This is a genomic window from Streptomyces sp. SL06 (genome assembly GCF_058244745.1).
Genome location: NZ_JBSYOT010000002.1, coordinates 5,832,222 through 5,853,492 on the forward strand (window position 1 = coordinate 5,832,222; position 21,271 = coordinate 5,853,492).

General features: G+C 71.0%; 15 protein-coding genes and 1 pseudogene. 7 read left to right on the forward strand and 9 right to left on the reverse strand.

The features are described from left to right. Positions 1 to 54 precede the first annotated feature (54 nt). Positions 55 to 1,284 (forward strand): cysteine--1-D-myo-inosityl 2-amino-2-deoxy-alpha-D-glucopyranoside ligase, encoded by a 1,230-nt coding sequence (gene mshC / locus AC4IHM_RS26760; RefSeq protein ID WP_490869542.1) that lies wholly within the window; start codon positions 55 to 57, stop codon positions 1,282 to 1,284. Positions 1,285 to 1,382: 98 nt separating this feature from the next. Here mshC and AC4IHM_RS26765 read toward each other — a convergent pair whose 3' ends face one another. The 6 genes from AC4IHM_RS26765 to AC4IHM_RS26790 all read right to left on the reverse strand — a co-directional run bounded on the left by AC4IHM_RS26765 (position 1,383) and on the right by AC4IHM_RS26790 (position 8,506). Continuing rightward, positions 1,383 to 2,366 (reverse strand): PAC2 family protein, encoded by a 984-nt coding sequence (locus tag AC4IHM_RS26765; protein WP_490869543.1) that lies wholly within the window; start codon positions 2,364 to 2,366, stop codon positions 1,383 to 1,385. A 161-nt stretch (positions 2,367 to 2,527) separates the two neighbouring features. Further along, a complete protein-coding gene (locus AC4IHM_RS26770) occupies positions 2,528 to 3,199 on the reverse strand; it encodes a FadR/GntR family transcriptional regulator (RefSeq protein ID WP_490869544.1) in 672 nt (223 codons plus the stop codon). 167 nt (positions 3,200 to 3,366) lie between these two features. Further along, positions 3,367 to 4,983, reverse strand: coding sequence for a glycerol-3-phosphate dehydrogenase/oxidase (locus tag AC4IHM_RS26775; protein ID WP_490869545.1), 1,617 nt, complete (start codon positions 4,981 to 4,983; stop codon positions 3,367 to 3,369). Positions 4,984 to 5,001: 18 nt separating this feature from the next. Beyond that, complete coding sequence (glpK, locus tag AC4IHM_RS26780; RefSeq protein ID WP_490869546.1) at positions 5,002 to 6,540, reverse strand: glycerol kinase GlpK; 1,539 nt, start codon at positions 6,538 to 6,540, stop codon at positions 5,002 to 5,004. 85 nt (positions 6,541 to 6,625) lie between these two features. Then, on the reverse strand, positions 6,626 to 7,420 hold the full coding sequence (locus AC4IHM_RS26785; protein WP_490869547.1) for an MIP/aquaporin family protein: 795 nt from the start codon (positions 7,418 to 7,420) through the stop codon (positions 6,626 to 6,628). A 321-nt stretch (positions 7,421 to 7,741) separates the two neighbouring features. After that, positions 7,742 to 8,506 carry an IclR family transcriptional regulator gene (locus AC4IHM_RS26790; RefSeq protein WP_490869548.1) on the reverse strand — a complete coding sequence of 255 codons (765 nt, stop codon included), beginning with the start codon at positions 8,504 to 8,506 and terminating at the stop codon, positions 7,742 to 7,744. 401 nt (positions 8,507 to 8,907) lie between these two features. On the opposite strand from AC4IHM_RS26790, the gene metH reads away from it, so the two are divergent. The 3 genes and pseudogenes from metH to AC4IHM_RS26805 all read left to right on the forward strand — a co-directional run bounded on the left by metH (position 8,908) and on the right by AC4IHM_RS26805 (position 15,300). Further along, on the forward strand, positions 8,908 to 12,420 hold the full coding sequence (gene metH / locus AC4IHM_RS26795) for a methionine synthase (protein ID WP_490869549.1): 3,513 nt from the start codon (positions 8,908 to 8,910) through the stop codon (positions 12,418 to 12,420). A 125-nt stretch (positions 12,421 to 12,545) separates the two neighbouring features. Then, positions 12,546 to 13,248 (forward strand): annotated as a pseudogene (locus AC4IHM_RS26800) (HAD family hydrolase). A gap of 447 nt (positions 13,249 to 13,695) precedes the next feature. Further along, entirely contained in the window at positions 13,696 to 15,300 is a 1,605-nt protein-coding gene (locus tag AC4IHM_RS26805) for an ABC transporter substrate-binding protein (RefSeq protein WP_490869550.1), read from the forward strand. Positions 15,301 to 15,413: 113 nt separating this feature from the next. Here AC4IHM_RS26805 and AC4IHM_RS26810 read toward each other — a convergent pair whose 3' ends face one another. Further along, positions 15,414 to 16,085 carry a response regulator gene (locus AC4IHM_RS26810; protein ID WP_490869551.1) on the reverse strand — a complete coding sequence of 224 codons (672 nt, stop codon included), beginning with the start codon at positions 16,083 to 16,085 and terminating at the stop codon, positions 15,414 to 15,416. A 16-nt stretch (positions 16,086 to 16,101) separates the two neighbouring features. Next, the gene (locus tag AC4IHM_RS26815) at positions 16,102 to 17,082 is read right to left on the reverse strand and encodes a RecB family exonuclease (RefSeq protein ID WP_490869552.1); all 981 of its coding nucleotides are present in this window, start codon (positions 17,080 to 17,082) and stop codon (positions 16,102 to 16,104) included. A 172-nt stretch (positions 17,083 to 17,254) separates the two neighbouring features. On the opposite strand from AC4IHM_RS26815, the gene AC4IHM_RS26820 reads away from it, so the two are divergent. The 3 genes from AC4IHM_RS26820 (at position 17,255) to AC4IHM_RS26830 (ending at position 20,674) form a co-directional block, all read left to right on the forward strand. Further along, positions 17,255 to 18,919, forward strand: coding sequence for a site-2 protease family protein (locus tag AC4IHM_RS26820; RefSeq protein ID WP_490869553.1), 1,665 nt, complete (start codon positions 17,255 to 17,257; stop codon positions 18,917 to 18,919). Between the two features lie 51 nt (positions 18,920 to 18,970). Next, the gene (locus AC4IHM_RS26825; RefSeq protein WP_490869554.1) at positions 18,971 to 19,873 is read left to right on the forward strand and encodes a tRNA (adenine-N1)-methyltransferase; all 903 of its coding nucleotides are present in this window, start codon (positions 18,971 to 18,973) and stop codon (positions 19,871 to 19,873) included. Positions 19,874 to 20,095: 222 nt separating this feature from the next. After that, positions 20,096 to 20,674: a hypothetical protein gene (locus tag AC4IHM_RS26830; protein WP_490869555.1), complete on the forward strand. Its 579-nt coding sequence runs from the start codon at positions 20,096 to 20,098 to the stop codon at positions 20,672 to 20,674. A 73-nt stretch (positions 20,675 to 20,747) separates the two neighbouring features. On the opposite strand, the gene AC4IHM_RS26835 is transcribed toward AC4IHM_RS26830, so the two are convergent. Next, a complete protein-coding gene (locus AC4IHM_RS26835; protein WP_490869556.1) occupies positions 20,748 to 21,053 on the reverse strand; it encodes a ferredoxin in 306 nt (101 codons plus the stop codon). Positions 21,054 to 21,271: the final 218 nt, after the last annotated feature.

Below are 21,271 nucleotides of genomic sequence, written 5' to 3' on the forward strand. Positions count from 1 at the left end.
CATCCGGTCCGGTCCGGTTCGTGTACGGATCATCCGTCCGGTTAGGCTCATGACATGCATGCCTGGCCCGCTTCCGAGGTCCCCGCCCTGCCTGGTCAGGGTCGCGACCTGAGGATCCACGACACCGCGACCGGAGGCCTGGTCACCCTCGACCCCGGTCCCGTCGCCCGCATCTACGTCTGCGGCATCACGCCGTACGACGCCACCCACATGGGGCACGCGGCGACCTACAACGCGTTCGACCTCGTGCAGCGTGTGTGGCTCGACACCAAGCGGCAGGTTCACTACGTCCAGAACGTCACCGATGTCGACGACCCGCTGCTGGAGCGGGCCGTGCGCGACGGCGTCGACTGGACCGCCCTCGCCGAGAAGGAGACCGCGCTCTTCCGCGAGGACATGACGGCGCTGCGGATGCTGCCCCCGCGGCACTACATAGGCGCCGTCGAGGCCATACCCGGCATCGTCCCGCTCGTCGAGCGGCTGCGTGACGCCGGTGCCGCCTACGACCTCGAGGGCGACGTGTACTTCTCCGTCGAGTCCGACCCCCACTTCGGCAGCGTCTCCCACCTCGACGCGGCGGCCATGCGGCAGCTCTCCGCCGAGCGGGGCGGTGACCCGGACCGGCCGGGCAAGAAGAACCCGCTCGATCCGATGCTGTGGATGGCCGCCCGCGAGGGCGAGCCCAGCTGGGACGGCGGCACGCTCGGCCGCGGGCGCCCCGGCTGGCACATCGAGTGCGTGGCCATCGCCCTCGACCACCTCGGCATGGGCTTCAACGTCCAGGGCGGCGGCTCGGACCTCGCCTTCCCGCACCACGAGATGGGCGCCTCGCACGCCCAGGTGCTCACCGGCGAGTTCCCCATGGCCAAGGCGTACGTGCACGCCGGCATGGTCGGTCTCGACGGCGAGAAGATGTCCAAGTCCAAGGGCAACCTGGTCTTCGTGTCGCAACTGCGCCGCGAGGGCGTCGACCCCGCCGCCATCCGGCTGGCGCTGCTGGCCCACCACTACCGCTCCGACTGGGAGTGGACCGACCAGGTGCTCCAAGACGCCCTCGCCCGGCTCGGCCGCTGGCGGGCGGCCGTGTCCCGCCCCGACGGCCCGCCCGCCGAGACGCTCGTCGAGGAGATCCGCGGAGCCCTCGCGAACGACCTGGACTCGCCGGCCGCCCTCGACGCGATCGACCGCTGGGCGACGACCCAGCGCAGCGCCGGCGGCCAGGACACCGGCGCCCCCGGCGTCGTCTCCCGCACGGCGGACGCCCTCCTGGGCGTGGCGCTCTAGCGACGAGGAGGGGGCCCGCCCGGACCGCGTCCGCGGGCCCCCTCCGGACATGCCTGTGGGGCGCTTCCGGCCCGGAAGCGCCCCACAGGCATGTCGGCTCAGTCCTCCGACGAATCCTCGTCGTCCCCGCCCGCCTTCGGGGGCCTCGGCGGCCGGGTCCGGCCGCTGGGGTTGTCCCGCAGGAACGGCGCCCCGGGTGTGCTGTCGCCGCCTTCCGCCGTGGCGTGGCCGCCCGGCGCGGAGCCGTCCCGGCGGCGCAGATACCGCTCGAACTCGCGGGCGATCGCCTCGCCCGACGCCTCCGGCAGCTCCGCCGTGTCCCGGGCCTCCTCCAGCGACTGCACATACTCGGCGACCTCGCTGTCCTCGGCGGCCAGCTGGTCCACCCCGACCTGCCAGGCCCGCGCGTCCTCGGGCAGCTCGCCCAGCGGGACACGCACGCCGATCAGGTCCTCGAGGCGGTTCAGGAGGGCCAGCGTCGCCTTCGGGTTCGGCGGCTGCGACACGTAGTGCGGCACCGCGGCCCACAGCGACACGGCCGGGACACCCGCGTGCGTGCATGCCTCCTGGAGGATGCCGACGATGCCCGTGGGCCCCTCGTACTTGGTCTCCTCCAGGTCCATCCGCCGGGCCAGGTCGGTGTCCGACGTGGTGCCGCTGATCGGTACCGGACGGGTGTGCGGGGTGTCGCCCAGCAGGGCGCCCAGGACGACCACCATCTCGACGCCCAGCTCATGGGCGAAGCCGAGCAGCTCGTTGCAGAACGAGCGCCAGCGCATCGAGGGTTCGATGCCCCGGACGAGCACGAGGTCGCGCGGTTTGTCGCCGCCGATCCGGACCACCGACAGCCTGGTCGTCGGCCAGGTGATCTTGCGGATGCCGTCCTCCACGAACACCGTGGGACGGTTGACCTGGAAGTCGTAGTAGTCCTCGGCGTCCAGCGCCGCGAACACCTCGCCCTTCCACTCCCTGTCGAGATGCGCGACCGCGGTGGAGGCGGCGTCGCCGGCATCGTTCCAGCCCTCGAACGCGGCCACCATGACCGGGTCGACCAGCTCGGGAACCCCCTCGAGCTCGATCACCCAGCGCCTCCTTCCGACGTGCTCTCGCGTACCCCCCAACCTTACGGCGTGCCGAGGGACCGCCCGCAGCCCCCTTGCGTGGGGGATGAACGGATCACTGCCCCGTTCCATGTGGCCGGACACCCGCCGCGCGGTCCCGGATCGCCGGCCGGACCGGCCGGTCACAGGGTGGAGCGCAGCCACTGCTCCACGGACGCGATGTGCACCGTTGCCCAGGAACGCGCCGCCTCCGCGTCCCGGTCGCGCAGCGCGCCGAGGATCGCGCGGTGCTCGTGCAGGGTCCGGCTGACCGCGTCCTCCTGGGTGAGCCCGCGCCAGACCCGGGCCCGGGTGGTCGGGCCGGACAGCCCGTCCAGGAGCGAGCAGAGCACCGAGTTGCCGCAGCCGCGCACGATGCCCCGGTGGAACTCCAGATCGCCGGCGACCAGCTCCTCCACCGAGGGCTCGGTGCCGAGCGCCGCCAGCAGGGCGTCCAGCGCGTCCAGCTCCGCGTCGGTGAGCCGGGAGGCCGCCATCGCGGTGGCGGCCGGCTCCAGGATGCGGCGCACCGCCAGGAACTCCAGCACCGTGTCGTCCCGGTGGAAGTCGACGACGAAGCTGAGGGCCTCCAGAAGCAGTTGCGGGTCGAGGCTGGTGACGTACGTGCCGTCGCCCTGCCGCACGTCCAGGATCCTGATCAGCGACAGGGCGCGGACCGCCTCGCGCAGGGAGTTGCGGGAGAGCCCGAGAGAGGCGGCGAGTTCGCTCTCCTTGGGCAGCCGGTCGCCGGGGCGCAGCGCGCCGGAGACGATCATGCCCTTGATCTTCTCGATCGCCTCGTCGGTGACCGCCACGGCCGACCTCCCTGTGTCTCCGGGATGCCGCTGAGACATCCGATGTCTCACGACATTATGGGGGTCGCCACGACCGGGACACGCAGGCGCGGGCCCGGACGCACGGGCCGGGCGGCGGCTCCGCCCGCGCGGAGCCGCCGCCCTGTCACCGACGGGTGGGCCGGTGGCTACTTCTTGTCGAGCATGTCCCGCACCCTGGCGCGGATGTCGTCCGTGGCCAGACCGCGGATCGTCAGCGTGGTCCGCCGCCGCAGCACGTCGTCCGGCGTCTCGGCCCACTCGTTGTCCCGGGCCCACACGACCTGCGCCCAGATCTCCGGGGCGTCCGGGTGGATCCGCTCGGACAGCTCCGGGTTCTCGTTCGCGAGCCGGACGATGTCGAAGGCCAGCGAGCCGTAGTGGGTGGCCAGATGCCTGGCGGTGTCCGCCGCCATGCGCGGGCCGGCCGCCGGGGCGTCCACCAGCAGCCGGTGGGCGACCGCACGCGGATTGGCGACACCGGGCAGCGGCAGCTTCTTCGGCAGCGACCCGATCGGCTCGATGTCGTCGCCCAGCGGGTGGCCCGGCAGTGTCTCCAGCTTCTTCATGACCGTACGGCCGATGTGCCGGAAGGTGGTCCACTTGCCGCCCGCGACGGACAGCATGCCGCCCCGGCCCTCGGAGACGACCGTCTCGCGCTTGGCCTTCGCGGTGTCGCCGGGGCCGCCCGGCAGCACGCGCAGACCCGCGAAGGAGTACGTGATCAGATCCCGGTCGAGCTGCTGGTCGCGGATGGAGAACGCGGCCTCGTCGAGAATCTGGGCCACGTCCCTGTCGTTGACCGCGACATCCGCCGGGTCGCCCTCGAACTCCTCGTCGGTGGTGCCGAGCAGCAGCATGTCCTCCCAGGGGAGGGCGAAGGTGATGCGGTACTTGTCGATGGGGGTCGCCAGCGCGGCCTTCCAGGGCGCGGTGCGCTTGAGGACCAGGTGGGCGCCCTTCGACAGACGGATGGACGGGGCCGCGCCCGCATCCTCCATCCGGCGCAGGTGGTCGACCCAGGGGCCGGTGGCGTTGAGCACCAGCCGGGCGTCGATCCCGAACTCGTCGCCGGACAGCCGGTCCTTCAGCTCGGCGCCGGTCACCCGGCCCTTGGTGAAGCGCAGGCCTGTCACCTCGGCGTGGTTGAGGACGACCGCGCCGGACTCGACGGCCGCGCGGACCGTCATCAGCGCCATGCGGGCGTCGTTCATCTGGTCGTCGCCGTACACGGCCACGGCCTTGAGGTTCTCGGTGCGCAGCTCCGGCACGTCCTGCGCGGCCTTGGCCGGGGAGAGCAGGTGCCCGACGCCGTCGCCGAAGGCGGACAGCGCCGAGTACGCGAAGACACCGGCACCGAGCTTCGCCGCGCCGTGCGGCCCGCCCTTGTACACGGGGAGGTAGAAGGTGAGCGGGTTCGCCAGGTGGGGGGCCACCTGGCGGGAGACCGCACGGCGCTCGAAGTGGTTCTCCGCCACCAGCCTCACCGCGCCGGTCTGCAGGTAGCGCAGTCCGCCGTGGAGCAGCTTGGAGGAGGCGGAGGAAGTGGCACCGGCGAAGTCGCCGGCGTCGACCACGGCCACCCTGAGACCGGACTGCGCGGCGTGCCAGGCGGTGGAGATGCCCAGGATGCCGCCGCCGATCACGAGAAGGTCGTACGACGCCTTGGAGAGCTGCTCCCGGGTCTCGGCCCGGCTCGGGTTGGAGCCGGAGGCCGGGTGCGTACCCAGGGCAGGCACGGACTGCAGGGTGGACTGAGTGGCCATGGCGGTTCTTACTCCTCGTCAGCTTTCGTCCTCGAGCCAGCCCATGGTCCGCTCGACGGCCTTGAGCCAGCTCTTGTACTCACGGTCGCGGGTGTCCGCGTCCATGCGGGGGGTCCACTCGGCGGCCCGGCGCCAGTTGGCGCGCAGGTCGTCGGTGTTGTTCCAGAAGTCGACGGCGAGGCCGGCGGCGTAGGCGGCGCCGAGGCAGGTGGTCTCGGCGACCATGGGGCGTACCACGGGGGCGTCCAGGAAGTCGGCGAGGGTCTGCATCAGCAGGTTGTTCGAGGTCATGCCGCCGTCGACCTTGAGGGCGGTCAGCTCGACGCCGGAGTCCTTGGTCATGGCGTCCGCGATCTCGCGGGTCTGCCAGGCGGTGGCCTCCAGCACGGCGCGCGCGAGGTGCGCCTTGGTGACGTACCGGGTGAGGCCGGCGATCACACCGCGGGCGTCGGAACGCCAGTACGGGGCGAACAGGCCGGAGAAGGCCGGTACGAAGTAGGCGCCGCCGTTGTCCTCGACCGACAGGGCGAGGGTCTCGATCTCGGCGGCGGTGGAGACCAGGCCCATCTGGTCGCGCATCCACTGCACCAGCGAGCCGGTGACGGCGATCGAGCCCTCCAGGGCGTAGACCGTGTCCTGGTCGCCGATCTTGTAGCCGACCGTGGTCAGCAGGCCCGAGTAGGAGTTGATGATCTTGTCACCGGTGTTCATCACCATGAAGGTGCCGGTGCCGTACGTCGACTTGGTCTCGCCCTCGGAGAAACAGGTCTGGCCGAACAGGGCCGCCTGCTGGTCGCCGAGCGCGGAGGCGACCGGGATGCCGCCGAGCAGCTCGCCCAGCCTGCCGCCCCTGATCTCGCCGTAGACCTCGGCGGAGGAGCGGATCTCGGGGAGCATCCGGGTCGGCACGCCGATGGACTCGGCGATCTTCTCGTCCCACTGCATGGTGTGCAGGTTCATCAGCAGGGTGCGGGAGGCGTTGGTGACGTCGGTGACGTGCCTGCCGCCGTCGACGCCGCCGGTGAGGTTCCAGATGACCCAGGAGTCCATGGTGCCGAAGAGCAGGTCTCCCGTCTCGGCACGCTCGCGCAGGCCGTCGACGTTGTCGAGCAGCCAGCGGGCCTTGGGGCCGGCGAAGTAGGAGGCGAGGGGGAGGCCGGTCTCGCGGCGGAAGCGGTCCTGGCCGACGTTGCGGCCGAGTTCCCGGCACAGGGCGTCGGTGCGGGTGTCCTGCCAGACGATGGCGTTGTGGACGGGCTCGCCGGTGGTCCTGTCCCAGACGAGGGTGGTCTCGCGCTGGTTGGTGATGCCGATGGCCTTGATGTCGTCGCGGGTGATGCCGGCCTTCTCGACGGCTCCGGCGACGACCTCCTGGACGTTGGTCCAGATCTCGGTGGCGTCGTGCTCGACCCAGCCGGGCTTGGGGAAGATCTGCTCGTGCTCCTTCTGGTCGACGGAGACGATGCGTCCGTCGCGGTCGAAGACGATGCAGCGCGAGGAGGTCGTGCCCTGGTCGATCGCGGCGATGAAGGGGCCGGTGGTGTGGGCGTCGGTCACTGTGTGCTCCTGGGTTTGCGTGGTGGGGTGGCCGGTGCGTACGGCGCGTGTGCTGCGGCTCGACGACGGCCGAGCGGATGCCCGCTCAGACGAACGCGACGTTGTAGACACCTGCGGCGAGCGCGCCGCCGATCAGCGGACCGACGATCGGGACCCAGGCGTAGGACCAGTCGGAGCCGCCCTTGTTGGGCAGGGGCAGCAGGGCGTGCACGATGCGCGGACCGAGGTCGCGGGCGGGGTTGATCGCGTAGCCGGTCGGACCGCCGAGGGACAGGCCGATCGCCACGACCACGAACGCGGTGATCAGGTAGCCCAGGACGCCGAGGCCGTCGCCCTCGCCGTTCAGGCCCTGGGTGAGGATGGCGAGCAGCAGGACGAAGGTGCCGATGACCTCGGTCGCGAGGTTCTGCACCGCGTTGCGGACCTCGGGTCCGGTGGAGAAGATGCCCAGCACCGGCCCGGCGCCCTTCTCCTGGGCCTCGACGGACTTGGCCGCGGTGTCCTGGGCGCCCGGACCGCCGACGATCTCCCGGTCGGTCAGGTGGGCCTGGAACTGGCCGTAGTAGGCGACCCAGACCAGGGCCGCGCCGATCATCGCGCCGAGCATCTGTCCGGCGAAGTACGTCGGGACGTTGCTCCATTCGCCGTCCTTGATGGCGAGGGCGAGCGTCACGGCCGGGTTGAGGTGGGCGCCGGACAGCGGGCCCGAGATGTACGCGCCCGTCAGCACGGCGAAGCCCCACCCGAAGGCGATGGCGAGCCAGCCGGCGTTGCGGGCCTTGGAGGCCTTGAGCGTCACGGCGGCGCAGACACCGCCGCCGAGCAGGATGAGTACGGCGGTACCTATGGTCTCGCCGATGAAGATGTCGGAGCTGGACACCCGCGACTCCTTTGTCCTTCGTCCAGGGGAAGCCGAACCCCCGGGTCCCTCCGGGTGTTCAGGCGCCCTCGGTGTGAGAGCGATGGCGGCCCTTGGCGTTGTCACACTCTAACGCGTATTACCGGTAGGTGTTCGACAATGCCGACCGATGGACGCGAGTCTCGCTTCGGCGTCGCGCATGCGTCAAGAGTCCTGTTATCGAAAGTACGATCGTTATTGATCGCCGCCGGTTATGGATCGGCGTTCGCCGGACCGGGCGCGTCGGGAGACGCCGGAGGCCGGAACGCCGTCCGGCGTTCCGGCCTCCCTGTCCGTGCGCGGTCAGAACCGCCCGGCGCCCAGGTCCCGCGACACCGCGCGGGCGCAGTCCCGTACCGCCGCGACCAGCTCGGGCCGCAGCTCACCCTCCCGGCACAGCCGTTCCACGGCCCCGGTGATGCCGACCGCGCCGACCGGCATGCGCCTGCGGTCGTGGATGGGGGCGGCGATGGAGGCGACGCCCTCCCAGGTCTCCTCGACGTCGGCCGCGTAACCACGCGCGCGCGTGATGTCCAGGATGTGCTCGAACCTGTCCGGCTCGCAGACGGTGCGGTCCGTGTACGCCTTGCGGTCGCTCTCCAGGACCTCGCTGTGCGCGACCGGGTCGTACGCCGACAGCACCTTGCCCAGCGCCGTGGAGTGCAGCGGCTGCATGGCGCCGATCTCCAGGACCTGCCGGCTGTCGTCGGGCCGGAAGACGTGGTGCACGACCAGGACGCCCCGCTGGTGCAGGACGCCGAGATGGACGCTCTCGCCGCTGGAGCGGGCCAGGTCGTCCGTCCACACCAGGGCGCGCGCCCGCAGCTCGTGCACGTCGAGGTACGTCGTGCCCAGGCGCAGCAGCTCGGCGCCCAGCTGATAGCGCCCGGAGGTCTCGTCCTGCTCCACGAAGCCCTCGTGCTGGAGGGTGCGCAGGATGCCGTGCGCGGTGCCCTTGGCCAGACCGAGCGACGAGGCGATGTCCGACAGGCCGAGCCGCCGTTCGCCGCCCGCGAGCAGGCGCAGCATCGCGGCCGCCCGTTCGAGCGACTGGATGTTCCGTGCCATCGACGTACTGCCTCCGTCCCCTTCGACTGCCGATCTCGGTGCCACTGACGCCGTTCGGCAATGCCGAACACTACCGGTCGATGCCGACCTCCCGCCAATGCTCGGCGGGCAACTGTCGCACTCCGGCCATGTCCCCGTGCGCCCGCCGTCCGACCGAAGCGGCCGAAGAACCGGGCGCACCCGCGCCCCGGACCTCCCGCGACCGGCGGTCCGCCCGGAGCGGCGGTTCATTCTTTCGGCGGGCGTGCGCCCCGCCATACTCGTCCGTCTCGTGGACGCCCCGACCCCCGGCCCCGGGTCCCGGCTACCCTGGCGGCGTGCGTTCTCCTCCCGGAACGTCCCTCGCGGACGGCACCGGGCAGCGCAAAGCCGACAGCCGTCGCATCCTAGGGAGCCCTTTCATGGCCTCGTCGCCGTCCACCCCGACCGCCGGCACCCGGACCCGCGTGTCCGCCCTGCGCGAGGCGCTCGCCTCCCGTGTGGTGGTCGCCGACGGTGCGATGGGCACCATGCTCCAGGCGCAGAACCCCTCGCTGGACGACTTCCAGCAGTTGGAGGGGTGCAATGAGGTCCTGAACCTGACCCGGCCCGACATCGTGCGTTCCGTGCACGAGGAGTACTTCGCCGCCGGTGTGGACTGCGTCGAGACCAACACCTTCGGGGCCAACCACTCCGCGCTCGGTGAGTACGACATCCCCGAGCGCGTCCACGAGCTGTCCGAGGCCGGTGCCCGTGTCGCCCGTGAGGTCGCCGACGAGTTCGCCGCCCGCGACGGCAGGCAGCGCTGGGTGCTCGGTTCCATCGGGCCCGGCACCAAGCTGCCCACCCTCGGTCACGCCCCGTACACCACCCTGCGCGACGCCTACCAGCGCAACGCGGAGGGCCTGGTCGCGGGCGGTGCCGACGCGCTGCTGGTGGAGACCACGCAGGACCTGCTGCAGACCAAGGCCTCCGTGCTCGGCGCCCGGCGCGCCCTGGACGCCCTGGGTCTGGACCTGCCGGTGATCGTGTCCGTCACGGTGGAGACGACCGGGACCATGCTGCTCGGCTCGGAGATCGGTGCCGCGCTCACCGCGCTGGAGCCGCTGGGCATCGACATGATCGGCCTGAACTGCGCGACCGGTCCCGCCGAGATGAGTGAGCACCTGCGCTATCTGGCCCGTCACTCCCGCGTCCCGCTGTCCTGCATGCCCAACGCGGGTCTGCCCGTCCTCGGCAAGGACGGCGCGCACTACCCGCTGAGCGCGCCCGAGCTGGCCGACGCGCAGGAGACCTTCGTCCGCGAGTACGGCCTGTCGCTGGTGGGCGGCTGCTGCGGCACCACTCCCGAGCATCTGCGCCAGGTCGTCGAGCGGGTCCGCGGCGCCGAGCCCGCCGAGCGCCGGCCGCGGCCCGAGCCGGGTGCGGCCTCGCTGTACCAGAGCGTGCCCTTCCGGCAGGACACGTCCTATCTGGCCATCGGTGAGCGGACCAATGCCAACGGTTCGAAGAAGTTCCGCGAGGCCATGCTGGAGGGCCGCTGGGACGACTGTGTGGAGATGGCCCGCGACCAGATCCGCGAGGGCGCGCACATGCTCGACCTGTGCGTGGACTATGTGGGCCGCGACGGTGTGGCCGACATGGAGGAGCTGGCCGGGCGTTTCGCCACCGCGTCCACGCTGCCGATCGTGCTGGACTCCACCGAGGTCGACGTGCTGCGCGCGGGTCTGGAGAAGCTCGGCGGCCGGGCGGTCATCAACTCGGTCAACTACGAGGACGGCGCGGGGCCCGGGTCCCGGTTCGCGAAGGTCACCGGGCTTGCGCGGGAGCACGGCGCCGCGCTGATCGCGCTGACCATCGACGAGGAGGGCCAGGCCCGCACCGCCGAGAAGAAGGTCGAGATCGCCGAGCGGCTGATCGGGGACCTCACCGGCAACTGGGGTGTCCACGAGTCGGACATCCTCGTCGACTGCCTGACCTTCACCATCTGCACCGGCCAGGAGGAGTCCCGCGGGGACGGCATCGCCACCATCGAGGGCATCCGTGAGCTGAAGCGGCGCCACCCGGACGTGCAGACCACCCTCGGCCTGTCGAACATCTCCTTCGGCCTGAACCCGGCCGCCCGTATCCTGCTCAACTCCGTCTTCCTGGACGAGTGCGTCAAGGCGGGCCTGGACTCGGCGATCGTGCACGCGAGCAAGATCCTGCCGATCGCGCGTTTCGACGAGGAGCAGGTCACCACCGCCCTCGACCTCATCTACGACCGCCGCCGCGAGGGCTACGACCCGCTGCAAAAGCTCATGGCCCTCTTCGAGGGCGCCACCGCGAAGTCTCTGCGGGCCTCCAAGTCCGAGGAACTGGCCGCGCTGCCGCTGGACGAGCGCCTCAAGCGGCGCATCATCGACGGCGAGAAGAACGGCCTTGAGGCGGACCTGGACGCCGCCCTGACCGAGCGTCCGGCTCTGGAGATCGTCAACGAGACCCTGCTGGACGGCATGAAGGTCGTCGGTGAACTGTTCGGATCCGGCCAGATGCAGCTGCCGTTCGTGCTCCAGTCCGCGGAGGTCATGAAGACCGCGGTCGCGCACCTGGAACCGCACATGGAGAAGACCGACGACGAGGGCAAGGGCACCATCGTGCTGGCCACCGTCCGCGGCGACGTCCACGACATCGGCAAGAACCTCGTCGACATCATCCTGTCCAACAACGGCTACACCGTCGTCAACCTCGGCATCAAGCAGCCGGTCTCCGCGATCCTGGAGGCGGCCGACGAACACCGGGCCAACGTCATCGGCATGTCCGGACTCCTGGTCAAGTCCACGGTGATCATGAAGGAGAACCTGGAGGAGCTGAACCAGCGCAAGCTGGCCGCCGACTACCCCGTCATCCTCGGCGGCGCCGCCCTCACCAGGGCCTACGTCGAACAGGACCTCCACGAGATCTACGACGGCGAGGTCCGCTACGCCCGCGACGCCTTCGAGGGCCTGCGCCTGATGGACGCCCTGATCGGCATCAAGCGGGGCGTGCCCGGCGCGAAGCTGCCCGAGCTGCGGCAGCGCCGGGTGCGGGCCGCCGCCGTGGAGGCCGAGGAGCGGCCCGAGGAAGGGCACGTCCGCTCCGACGTCGCCACCGACAACCCCGTCCCCGTACCGCCCTTCCGCGGCACCCGCGTCGTCAAGGGCATCCAGCTCAAGGAGTACGCGTCCTGGCTCGACGAGGGCGCCCTGTTCAAGGGCCAGTGGGGCCTGAAGCAGGCCCGCACCGGCGACGGACCCTCCTACGAGGAACTGGTCGAGTCCGAGGGCCGGCCACGGCTGCGCGGCCTGCTCGACCGGCTCCAGACCGAGAACCTGCTGGAGGCGGCCGTCGTCTACGGCTACTTCCCGTGCGTGTCCAAGGACGACGACCTGATCGTCCTCGACGACGACGGCAACGAACGCACCCGGTTCACCTTCCCGCGCCAGCGCCGCGGCCGTCGCCTGTGCCTGGCCGACTTCTTCCGCCCGGAGGAGTCCGGCGAGACCGACGTGGTCGGCTTCCAGATCGTCACCGTCGGCTCCCGCATCGGCGAGGAGACGGCCCGCATGTTCGAGGCCAACGCCTACCGCGACTACCTCGAACTGCACGGACTGTCCGTCCAGCTCGCCGAGGCCCTCGCCGAGTACTGGCACGCGCGCGTACGCTCCGAACTCGGCTTCGCCGGGGAGGACCCCGACGCCATGCAGGACATGTTCGCCCTCAAGTACCGGGGCGCCCGCTTCTCCCTCGGCTACGGCGCCTGCCCGGACCTGGAGGACCGCGCGAAGATCGCCGCCATGCTGGAGCCCGAGCGCATCGGCGTCCACCTGTCGGAGGAATTCCAGCTCCACCCCGAACAGTCCACCGACGCCATCGTCATCCACCACCCCGAGGCCAAGTACTTCAACGCCCGCTGAGGCCGCCCGCCGCCTCCCTGGCCACATCAGGCGTTCGCGACCCGCACGACGTAGACTGGTCGGTCCACTGCAGGCCGGCTCCCTCCGAGGGAGCCGGCCTTATCGTCCCTCAAGGAGGTACGTGGATGACCAGTACGGTCCCCGCGCTCGGAACCCGTACGGCCGAGGGCTCCGCCCTCCAGGCCGTGCTCCTCGACATGGACGGCACCCTGGTGGACACGGAGGGCTTCTGGTGGGACGTCGAGAAGGAGGTCTTCGCCTCCCTCGGCCACCCCCTCGACGACTCCTGGCGCCATGTGGTGGTCGGCGGCCCCATGGCCCGCAGCGCGGGCTTCCTCATCGAGGCCACCGGCGCCGACGTGTCGCTCGCCGAACTCAGCGTGCTGCTCAACGACCGCTTCGAGCAGCGCATCGGCCGCGGCCTGCCGCTCATGCCGGGAGCCGCCCGGCTGCTCGCGGAGCTGTCCAGGCACGAGATCCCCACGGCCCTGGTCTCCGCCTCGCACCGGCGCATCATCGACCGCGTTCTGGCCACACTCGGCCCCCAGCACTTCGCCCTCACGGTCGCGGGCGACGAGGTGCCGCGCACCAAGCCCCACCCGGACCCGTATCTGGCCGCCACGGCAGGGCTCGAACGTCGACCCGCTGCGGTGCGCCGTCGTCGAGGACACCGCGACCGGGGTCGCCGCCGCGGAGTCCGCCGGGTGCCATGTCGTGGCGGTGCCCTCGGTCGCCCCCATCACCCCGGCCGTCCGGCGCACGGTGGTCGGCTCGCTGGAAGAGGTCGACCTGACATTCCTGCGCGGCCTGATGACACGAATGCACTAGGCGTTCACCCAGCGTGCGGCGGTGTTAGGGCGGGAATTCCGGAAGCGGCGGCGGGGACAAACCCGGCGGGCGCGCGGGGGGCAATTCCCCCCGCGCCGGATGACTGAATTCCGGTACTGCCCGCACCCGCTCATGTGTGACGTTCCCCACGTTGCCAGGGGTCGACAGAGGGGGAAAGGTGTGCTGCCTCACGCCCCGCGAACGTTGTCCGGCAGTCTTTGTGTCCTGATTGGTGAGAGCCTGCACTAATCCTTCCACTGTCGGGTTTTCGGTGCGTCCACACCCGGTTTCACTCCGTGATGAGTCCTCAACTCCGGTGACTGCGGACCCCCGTGCGGGCGCGGACTAATCTCGTCGCGAGAACATCGGCCACTACCCCCGTGATCCGTCGCGACACCCCCCCTGCATGCCGGATACACGGACCGACAGCTCTGGAGAAACTCGAGCATGAACCGTAAGACTTTGGTGCTGCCGGCCGTCGTCGGCCTGCTCGCGCCGGTGCTCGCTGCCTGTGGCGGGTCCGACGGTGGCAGTGGCGGCGGGGACGCGATCGTCGTCGGCACCACGGACCGGTTCACCATCACGAAGGACGTTCCGGCGCCCTTCGACCCGGCCTGGGCCTATGACATCGGTGCCTGGAACATCATGCGCAACACCGTGCAGACGCTGATGACGCTGCCGCGCGGCGACGGCGAGCCCGTCCCCGAGGCCGCCGAGAAGTGCGGCTTCACCGACAAGGGCAACGAGCGGTACGCCTGCACGCTGCGCGACGGCATGAAGTTCGCGAACGGCAACCCCCTCACCGCGGAGGACGTCAAGTACTCCATCGAGCGTGCCATCTCCCTGAACACCGACAGCGGCGTGTCCGCGCTGCTGTCGACGGTGGACAAGGTCGAGACCCAGGGCGACCGCGAGGTCATCTTCCACCTCAACAGCGCCGACGCGACCTTCCCCTTCAAGCTGTCGACCCCCGTGGCCGGCATCCTGAGCAAGGACTCCTACCCGAAGGACAAGCTCCGCGACGGCTTCGACCTGGACGGATCCGGCCCCTACACGATGAAGGGCGAGTCCAAGGACGGCGTCCTCTCCAAGGTCGTGCTCACCAAGAACCCCAACTACAAGGGGAGTCTCAAGGTGAACAACGACAAGGTGGAGCTGGAGAGTTTCGACGACGCCGACTCCATGGGCGCCGCGCTCGACAAGGGCGACATCGACGTGATGACCCGCGCGATGACGCCGGAGCAGATCAACAAGCTCTCCAACAGCTCCGGCGGCAACGTCAAGCTGGTCGAGGTGGCCGGTCTCGAGATCCGGTACCTGGGCTTCAACGTGGACGCGACCAGCGTGAAGGACAAGGCCGTCCGGCAGGCGATGGCCCAGGTCATCAACCGCGACGAACTCGTCTCCAAGACCTACGGTTCGCAGGCTCAGCCGCTGTACTCGATGGTCCCGGCCGGCATCACCGGCCACTCGAACTCGTTCTTCAACAAGTACGGCGACCCGGACCCCGGCGCGGCGAAGCAGACGCTGAAGTCGGCCGGCATCGAGACGCCGGTGAAGCTGACCCTGAACTACACCACGGACCACTACGGTGCCGCGACCAAGCAGGAGTTCGAGGAACTGCAGCGGCAGCTGAACAGCAGCGGCCTCTTCGACATCGAGATCAAGGGCACGCCCTGGGACGTCTTCCGGCCGGCCGAGCGGAAGCTCAAGTACGACATCTTCGGCATGGGCTGGTTCCCCGACTTCCCGGACGCGGACAGCTTCATCGCGCCGTTCCTCGACAAGGGCAACACCCTCAACTCGCCCTACCTGAACCCGAAGATCATCAACGATCTGATCCCCGAGTCCCGCAGCGAGGCCGACCGCCTCTCCGCGGTGGACACCCTGGGGGACATCCAGGACATCACCGCCGACGACGTCCCGCTGATCCCGCTGTGGCAGGGCAAGCAGTACGTGGCCGCCTCGGACGACATCACCGGCACGGCCTACCTCCTCAGCTCCTCCTCCACGCTCCAGCTGTGGGAGCTGGGCCGGGGTGTGAGCGGCTGACGCCCCGCCCGGCACAAACCCCGAAGGGCGCCCGCTTCTCGTGAGTTCCGCGAGAAGCGGGCGCCCTTCGGGGTTCTCGAGCGCCGGTGAAGCGGGCGGGCCGTGCCGGGCGGCTACTGCGCGCCGGGACGGACCAGACCGCTCTCGTACGCGTACACCGCGGCCTGCACCCGGTCGCGCAGGCCCAGCTTGGTGAGCACATGGCCCACGTGTGTCTTCACGGTGGTCTCGCTGACGAAGAGGTCGGCGGCGATCTCCGCGTTCGACAGACCGCGGGCCACCAGCTTCAGCACCTCGACCTCACGGTCGGTCAGCGTGTGCAGGGTGTCCGGCACCGGCTCCTCGCCCGAGGGCAGGTGCGTGGCGTACTTGTCGAGCAGCCGCCGGGTGATGCTCGGGGCGAGCATCGCCTCGCCGTTCGCCACCACGCGGATGGCCTGCACCAGTTCGTTGGCCGGGGCGTCCTTGAGCAGGAAGCCGCTGGCACCCGCCTTCAGCGCCTCCACCACGTACTCGTCGAGGTCGAAGGTGGTCAGCACCAGTACCTTGGCCGGGCCGTCCCGCTCGGGCCCGGTGATCTGCCGGGTCGCCTCCACACCGTCCATCCGCGGCATGCGGATGTCCATCAGCACCACATCGGGCTGGAGCGCCCGCACCTGGTCGAGTGCCTGGAGGCCGTCTCCGGCCTCGCCGACGACCGCGATGTCCGGCTCCGCCTCCAGAATCATCCGGAAGCCGGTGCGCAGCAGCGGCTGGTCGTCGACCAGTAGGACGCGGATGGCCACGTAAGTCTCCTTCTCGCTAGTCCGGTCCCATTCTGCCCTGCTCGGCGGCGCCGGAGTCGGCCGCCCTCACCGGCAGCGGATAGGGCGGGGGAGTGCCGCCGAACTCCGGGCAGTGCGCCTGGTGGTCGCACCAGCCGCACAGCTTGGTGGGGCGCGGCCGCCAGTCGCCGGTCTCGGTCGCCTGCCGGATCGCCTCCCACAGCGCCAGCAGCTTGCGCTCGACCCGCTCCAGGTCGGCGAGGACCGGGTCGTACGTGAGCACGTCGCCGCTGCCGAGATAGACGAGTTGCAGACGGCGCGGGACGATCTTCTTCAGCCGCCACACCACCAGCGCGTAGAACTTCATCTGGAACAGCGCGCCCTCGGCATACTGCGGGCGGGGCGCCTTGCCCGTCTTGTAGTCGACGATCCGCACCTCACCGGTGGGGGCCACGTCGACCCGGTCGATGATGCCGCGCAGCCGGAGCCCGGAGTCCAGCTCGGCCTCCACGAACAGCTCACGCTCGGCGGGCTCCAGCCGGCTCGGGTCCTCCAGGGTGAACCAGCGCTCGACGAGCCGCTCCGCCTCGGTGAGCCACCGCGCCAGCCGCTCGCCCTCCGGGTCGTCCGCGAACAGCTCGCCGACCTCCGGCCTGCTCTCCCGCAGCCGGTCCCACTGGCCCGGGACCAGCTCCCTCGCCCGTGGAGCCGTGCGCTCGGCCGCCGGGGCGTCGAAGAGCCGTTCGAGCACCGCGTGCACCAGGGTGCCCCTGGTCGCCGCCTCGCTGGGCTTCTCCGGGAGCCGGTCGATGACCCGGAACCGGTACAGCAGCGGGCACTGCATGAAGTCGCCGGCCCGGGAGGGCGAGAGCGAGGCGGGCGCCATGGGCACGCGGACGGGCGCGGGCCGTGCGGCCGTCGTGCCCACCACCGCGCCCGCCCGGTCCGCCACGGTCGCCACGGCCGGTGGTACGGGTGCGCCGGCGTCCGCCGCGGCGTCCTCGATGCTCGTCTTCATGCCCCCAGACCTTACGGCCCGCCACTGACAGCGACCCGGTCCGCGGCCGTGACCCGTGCGACGGAAGGGAGGCACAGGGGTGCCGGGGCGGAACGGGCCGGGACGGACGCATACCATCGACACGAGACCCTCCCGTCCGGCAGGCGGGAGACGCTTCGAACGAGGGGAAACCGTGGACGTGAGCGGCGGGAGCGGGCAGCCGCGATCCGGCAACGACGAGCCGGCCGAGCCCCAGGCAGGGTCCACGCCTGCGGCCACCGACGCCGTCGGGCCGGACCCCACGGATTCCGACCCGCCCGAGCACGGACCCGCGCCCGAACCCCGGCCCGCCTCTGAACCTGGGTCCACGAGCGAGCTGCCGGCGTCGGGGGAAGAGCCCGGCAGGGCCGGCACCGGGAGCAGCGGTGGGGTGCCGGACCCGACGCCGCAGGGGGAGACCCCGGCCGGATCCGCCGCCGCGCGGAACGAGACGGGCGCCGGCGACAGCCCGGACGATGCCACTCCGGACCCGCGGGGAGCCCCGGAGGAGCCGGCGAGACCGGTCCCGTTGGCGAAACCGGACCAGCCGGCGCACCCCGACCCGCACGGCGGCGCCGACACCCACCCCGACCGGGCCCGTGCCGACGCCCACCAGGAGGCCGGCGGCGGTCCGGGCCGTCCGCCGCGGCGTCGGCCGGAGCCCGGGGGCGGGCTGCTGGTGGGCAGGCCCTTCGGCGTGCCCGTGTACGTGGCGCCCAGCTGGTTCCTGGTCGCCATCCTGATCACCTGGGTGTTCGGCGGCCAGCTGGACCGCGTGCTGCCCGAGCTGGGCGCCGCCCGCTATCTGGTCTCCCTCTTCTTCGCGATCGCCTTCTACGCCTCCGTCTTCGTCCACGAGCTGGCCCACACCGTCGCCGCCCTCCGCTTCAAGCTCCCGGTCCGCCGCATCCAGCTCCAGTTCTTCGGCGGCGTCTCCGAGATCGAGAAGGAGGCCGAGACCCCCGGCCGCGAATTCGTGCTGGCCTTCGTGGGCCCCCTGCTCTCCCTCGTCCTCGGCGGCCTCTTCTACGTCGCCCTGCTCGCCGTCGAACCCGGCACCGTCCCCGGCGTGCTGCTGGCCGGCCTGATGATCTCCAACCTCATCGTGGCCGCCTTCAACCTGCTGCCCGGCCTGCCCCTCGACGGCGGCCGGATGCTCCGCGCCGTCGTCTGGAAGATCACCGGCAAGCCGATGCACGGCACCGTCGCCGCCGCCTGGGTCGGCCGGGCCCTCGCCGTCTCCGTACTGATCGGACTGCCGCTGCTCACCCAGTCGGGCGCGCTCGGCTCCGACGCCGTGGACAACGTCGGCATGGACACCGTGATGGACGCCCTGCTGGCCGCGATCCTCGCCGCGATCATCTGGACCGGCGCCGGAAACAGCCTGCGCATGGCCCGCCTGCGCGAACACCTCCCGGAGCTGCGCGCCCGCGCCCTCACCCGGCGCGCCGTCCCCGTCCCGGCCGACACCCCGCTCTCCGAGGCGCTGCGCCGCGCCAACGCCTCCGGGGCCCGCGCCCTGGTCGTCGTCGACCCGGACGGCAGGCCCGTCTCGCTGGTCCGCGAGGCCGCCATCGTCGGCGTACCCGAGCACCGCCGCCCCTGGGTGCCCGTCAGCACCCTCGCCCAGGACCTCACCGACGGCATGCGGGTCTCGGCCGAGCTGTCGGGCGAAGAGCTGCTGGACGCCCTGCGCACCAACCCGGCGACCGAGTATCTGGTGGTCGAGGAGACCGGCGAGATCTACGGCGTCCTCTCCGCGGCCGACGTGGAACGCGCCTTCGTCAAGGCCATGGCCCGGCCCTCCCAGGGGCTTTGACGGGTACCCCGCGTGGTCGGTGGCCCCCGTCGGGACCGGTAGGCTGGTCACATGTCCGAACCGACCGGTGCCGCCCGCAGGCGCGGGCCCTTCAAGGTCGGGGACCAGGTTCAGCTGACCGACCCCAAGGGCCGCCACTACACGTTCACGCTCGAGGCCGGGAAGAACTTCCACACCCACAAGGGTTCCTTCCCCCACGACGAACTGATCGGTGCTCCCGAGGGCAGCGTCGTCCGCACCACCGGGAACGTCGCCTACCTCGCGCTGCGCCCCCTGCTCCCCGACTACGTCCTGTCCATGCCCCGCGGGGCCGCAGTCGTCTACCCGAAGGACGCGGGGCAGATCCTCGCCTTCGCCGACGTCTTCCCCGGCGCACGCGTCGTGGAGGCGGGCGTGGGCTCCGGCTCACTCAGCAGCTTCCTGCTGCGCGCCATCGGCGACCAGGGCATGCTGCACTCCTACGAGCGCCGCGAGGACTTCGCCGACATCGCCCGGCAGAACGTGGAGCGCTACTTCGGCGGCCCGCACCCCGCCTGGCAGTTGACCGTCGGCGACCTCCAGGACAACCTGTCCGACGCCGACGTCGACCGCGTCATCCTGGACATGCTCGCCCCCTGGGAGTGCCTGGACGCCGTCTCCAAGGCGCTCGTGCCCGGCGGCATCCTGTGCTGCTACGTCGCGACGACGACCCAGCTGGCCCGGACCGTCGAGTCCATCCGTGAGATCGGCTGCTTCAACGAGCCGACCTCCTGGGAGACGATGATCCGCAACTGGCACGTCGAGGGCCTCGCCGTCCGCCCGGACCACCGGATGATCGGCCACACCGGCTTCCTGCTCACCGCCCGCCGCCTCGCCGACGGCGTCGAGCCGCCGATGCGGCGCCGCCGCCCCGCCAAGGGCGCCTACGGCGAGGACTACGACGGCCCCAACGCAGGCGGCGGCTCCGGCCGCTGAGGCGGCCCGTGCCGCGACCGACGCATGGACGCCGTGGTGAAGTCCCGGACACTCCGGAACTTCGCCACGGCGTCCCCGCGTTGACGGGCACCCGTCGAGGGAAGCGGCGGGTCCGGAAATCCGTGCGAGTAACCACCCCGCCGTTCCCACTCACTGTGACGTGTGGCACGATGCTGGCCACCCCTCCCCCCGCCGGCACAGCCCTCACAGGAGACACTCCTCGTGCAGCATCCCGCCGTTCCGGACCTGTCGCACACGCACACCCGCCCGATCCACTGGGTCGCCACGGCCACGGCCCTCGCCGGAGTGGTGGCCCTGTCCTCGGTCCTGCAGCCCGACGCCGCGACGGCGGCGCAGCCCGGCGCCCACAAACCGAAGAGCGCCCCGGCGCACGCCGCGGCGCCCGATCCGGCGGCCGTCACCTTCCCCCTGGAGTGCGGTCCGGTCGACGCGGTGGTGCAGAAGAAGGCCTCCGGCGACCTCGACGGCGACGGCCGGCCCGAGACGGTTGCGGTCGTGCACTGCGACGCGCCCATGGGCACCCCGCCCGACGGGGTGTACGTCATCACGGCGGACGCGGACAGCGGCAAGCCCCGTGTCGTGGCCACCCTCGTGGACCCTCAAGAACGCAGGACGGTCACCGACCTCTCCGTGCGTGACGGCGCCGTACTCGCCACACTCCTCGGCTACTCGTCGGCCGACGTGCCCAGTTGCTGCCCCAACGTCACGGACGACGTGAAGTGGCAGTGGAAGAACGGGTCCTTCGTCAGCGACACGCCGTCCCGGGCACGCACCGTGTGAGCGGCACCCTGCGGCAGGCGGTGTGACACAACAGACAGCGGTCACGCGGCGTGACCAAGAGGTCACATTTTGATTACTCTGAGTCCGGCCCGTAGACCTCGGCCCTGTCCGAAACGCGACGTACGTGGATGCACTCGCCCGGACACTCCTTGGCGGAGTCGACCACGTCCGTGAGCAGCGGCAGCGGCACGGGTGTTGTCGCCCCCCTGGCCTGCAGAAGCTCGTCGTCGGCGCCCTTGACGTAGGCCAGACCGTCGATGTCCAGCTCGAACACCTCGGGCGCGTACTGGGCGCAGATGCCGTCGCCGGTACACAGGTCCTGGTCGATCCAGACCTCCAGGGCCTCGCCCTCGACTCCGGCCTCCTGCTGCACGCTCATCTCTCCTGCCGCTTCCTGCGCCGAGCCGCTCGGGAATCCGGCCAGCTCTGACGGGTGTTGAACACTTCGACCCTACCTCCGGCTGGGTTCCCGTCACGTTCGGTGGGTATTCCCCTGGCGTGAGGGAGAGCGCAAGGGTGAAGATCGGACACACCCCCATAGTCTTTGTGATCTAGGGGTTTCAATCGACACCCACCCAGGTAGGGTCTGGAAGCGTC

What these genes read in the sequence shown, in the direction of transcription:
- AC4IHM_RS26805 (WP_490869550.1), top strand. Translation starts at nt 13,696, where the DNA reads ATGAACCGTAAGACTTTGGTGCTGCCGGCCGTCGTCGGCCTGCTCGCG.
- AC4IHM_RS26835 (WP_490869556.1), bottom strand. Translation starts at nt 21,053, where the DNA reads ATGAGCGTGCAGCAGGAGGCCGGAGTCGAGGGCGAGGCCCTGGAGGTC.
- AC4IHM_RS26815 (WP_490869552.1), bottom strand. Translation starts at nt 17,082, where the DNA reads ATGAAGACGAGCATCGAGGACGCCGCGGCGGACGCCGGCGCACCCGTA.
- AC4IHM_RS26825 (WP_490869554.1), top strand. Translation starts at nt 18,971, where the DNA reads ATGTCCGAACCGACCGGTGCCGCCCGCAGGCGCGGGCCCTTCAAGGTC.
- metH (WP_490869549.1), top strand. Translation starts at nt 8,908, where the DNA reads ATGGCCTCGTCGCCGTCCACCCCGACCGCCGGCACCCGGACCCGCGTG.
- AC4IHM_RS26790 (WP_490869548.1), bottom strand. Translation starts at nt 8,506, where the DNA reads ATGGCACGGAACATCCAGTCGCTCGAACGGGCGGCCGCGATGCTGCGC.
- AC4IHM_RS26775 (WP_490869545.1), bottom strand. Translation starts at nt 4,983, where the DNA reads ATGGCCACTCAGTCCACCCTGCAGTCCGTGCCTGCCCTGGGTACGCAC.
- mshC (WP_490869542.1), top strand. Translation starts at nt 55, where the DNA reads ATGCATGCCTGGCCCGCTTCCGAGGTCCCCGCCCTGCCTGGTCAGGGT.